The organism is Flavobacterium sp. (assembly GCF_035456085.1).
Lineage (GTDB): Bacteria > Bacteroidota > Bacteroidia > Flavobacteriales > Flavobacteriaceae > Flavobacterium.
The window spans coordinates 1-3,038 of record NZ_DATIDY010000079.1 but is presented as its reverse complement, the minus strand read 5'-3'; the positions used below and the strand labels follow the sequence as shown (position 1 = coordinate 3,038).

Sequence of the window (3,038 nt, the reverse complement as noted above, 5' to 3'; positions counted from 1 at the left end):
CCGGCTAAAATAATTTCTGGATGATAACCTCTTTCTTGTGCTTTTTGTGCTAGATAATAGGGATCTACACCTATACAGTGTCCGCCAACTAAACCTGGTTTAAAAGGTAAAAAATTCCATTTTGTACTTGCTGCTTTAAGTACTGCAGCTGTGTCAATATCTAAAAGATTAAAAATTTTAGCCAATTCATTAACGAAAGCTATATTGATATCACGTTGTGAATTTTCAATTACCTTAGCTGCTTCGGCTACTTTTATAGAAGGTGCCAAATGAGTTCCTGCAGTTATTACAGATCGGTATAATTCATCAACTTTCTGACCGATTTCAGTCGTGGAGCCTGAGGTGATTTTTAATATTTTATCGACTGTATGTTCTTTGTCTCCTGGATTAATTCGTTCCGGTGAATAACCCGCAAAAAAATCAACATTAAACTGTAAACTTGACTTTTTTTCTAAAACTGGAACACATTCCTCTTCTGTAACACCGGGATATACTGTCGATTCATATATGACAATATCTCCTTTTTTTAAAACAGAACCAACTGTTTCGCTAGATTTATATAGTGGCGTAAGATCAGGACGATTATTTTTATCAACTGGCGTTGGTACTGTTACAATATAATAATTACAATTAGCAATATCATTTACTTCTGAAGTGCAATACAAGCCATTTTCACTACTATTTTTTGCTACTAATACTTTTTGCAAAACTTCATTTTCAACCTCAAGAGTAGTATCAATACCATTTTGCAAAGCATCGATTCTCGATTGATTGATATCAAAACCTGTAACGGAATATTGGGTAGCAAACAATCGGGCAAGAGGCAAACCAACATAACCTAAACCTATAACTGCAATTTTTATATCTTTCTTCAACTTATTAAACGATTATTGGTTTTGAAATGCCAATTAAAAAAAAACAGATTTAAAGAAAAACTTAAAATCGAAATAAAATTTCCTTAAAAAATCAAGTGCACAAATGTACTAAAAATATATATCGAATTTCACCAAAAAAAAAATAGTAAAATAAAAAAAAAGATTTTTACTAACCATAGGCATAACCTATTAAAAGTCAGTAAAAATCTTTTTTCAAGTTTTTAAAATAAAACAAAAAATCACTGTTTTTAGTGATATCGTATTTAGTAAAAGAAAACTATTTTAAGCCGAATTTTTTTATATTTTTTTCTACGAACCAATTGCTTGATAAACGAAACCAATACTCTCTAAAGCTTTTTTGTCCAATATGTTTCTTCCATCGAAAATAAATGCTGGTTTTTGCATATTATCGTAAATTTTTTGCCAATCGTAATGTACAAATTCATCCCATTCCGTCAATATGGCAATTGCATGTGCTTTTTCACAAGACGAATATGGATTGTCAAAAGTGACAATACTATTTGCATTTTCATCTGCTGTTCTGGTTTCTAAATAATCTAAATCAGCTAACACTTTTTTTCTAGATACCTTAGGATCATAAACGGCAATTTTAGCTTGCTCGTTAATTAAATCATCCGCAACATATATTGCAGCAGATTCTCGGGTATCATTTGTATCTTTCTTGAAAGCCCAACCTAAAAAAGTGATTTTTTTATCTGCAACAGTATTATAAAGAGTTTGTACTATATTGTTTGAAAAACGACGTTTTTGATGATCGTTTAAAATAATCACTTGCTCCCAATAATCTGCAACTTCATTCAATCCATACGATTTTGCAATATAAACCAAATTTAGAATATCCTTTTGAAAACAAGAACCACCAAAACCAACTGATGCTTTAAGGAATTTAGGACCAATTCGGCTATCCATCCCTATAGCTTTGGCAACCTCATTTACATTTGCACCAGTTTTTTCACATAATTCAGACATGGCATTGATGGAAGATATTCTTTGAGCTAGAAAAGCATTAGCAGTCAATTTGGATAATTCAGAAGACCAAACATTTGTAGTTAATATTTTCTCGGTGCTTACCCAATTTGCATACACATCAACCAAAGCCTGGATGGCTTTTTGTCCTTCTTCAGAAGTATCTCCTCCAATTAATATTCTATCTGGATTCAATAAATCCTGAACGGCAGTTCCTTCTGCCAAAAACTCAGGATTGGAAAGAATTTGAAACTTAACACCGTTACCTGTTGTGTCAAGAATGCTTTTAATAGCACCAGCTGTACGCACAGGAAGCGTAGATTTTTCAACAACAATTTTATTATCTTTTGCCACTTTGGCAATTTGTCTGGCGCACAATTCAATATATTTCAAATCGGCTGCCATTCCTTTTCCTTTACCGTATGTTTTAGTAGGTGTATTTACGGATATAAAAACAATTTGGGCTTCGTCTATTGCTTTATCAACATCTGTAGAAAAAAACAAATTTCTCCCTCTTGCCTCGGCAACAATAGCATCTAAACCTGGCTCGTATATTGGGATATTATCAGTGTTTTCATCATTCCATGCAGCAATTCTATCTACATTTAAATCTACAACTGTAACTTGAATGTGGGGACATTTTTGAGCAATAACCGCCATAGTTGGTCCACCAACATAGCCTGCTCCAATGCAACAAATTTTTGTAATTTTCATATCGCTATTTTTTGTTTCTACTATTTATTATTGAGATTCCCCCAATACCAAGCCACCGCATCTTTCAAACCTTCTTGTAAGGAAAACCGAGGATTATATCCTAATATTCTTTTAGCTTTATCAATACTTGCTAACGAATGAGGAATATCACCTGCTCTATTAGAACCATATTCAATTTCCACATTCATAATTTCCGGATCATATTCTGCTAAAAAATTTTTCAAGTAACCAACTAAATCATTCAATGTATTACGATCTCCAAAAGCAGTATTGTAAACCGTATTTATACCTTCAATATTCTGTGTAAGCATTGCCAACTCATTCATTTGTATTACGTTGTCAATATACGTAAAATCTCGCGAATAATTCCCATCACCATTTATTTTTGGACTTTCATGTTGCATTAATTGTATTACAAACTTAGGAATCACAGCCGCATAAGCTCCGTTTGGATCTTGTTTT

At 32.7% G+C, this 3,038-nt stretch carries 3 protein-coding genes; all 3 read right to left on the bottom strand.

Annotated elements, in window-relative coordinates:
- On the bottom strand, nucleotides 1–875 hold an 875-nt coding region (locus VLC96_RS05805), incomplete at its 3' end, for a nucleotide sugar dehydrogenase (protein ID WP_325261267.1).
- Nucleotides 876–1,184: 309 nt separating this feature from the next.
- A complete protein-coding gene (locus VLC96_RS05800) occupies nucleotides 1,185–2,576 on the bottom strand; it encodes a UDP-glucose 6-dehydrogenase (RefSeq protein WP_325261264.1) in 1,392 nt (463 codons plus the stop codon).
- A 20-nt stretch (nucleotides 2,577–2,596) separates the two neighbouring features.
- Nucleotides 2,597–3,038 (bottom strand): GDP-mannose 4,6-dehydratase (locus VLC96_RS05795; RefSeq protein ID WP_325261262.1); only part of this gene is annotated, 442 nt, incomplete at its 5' end.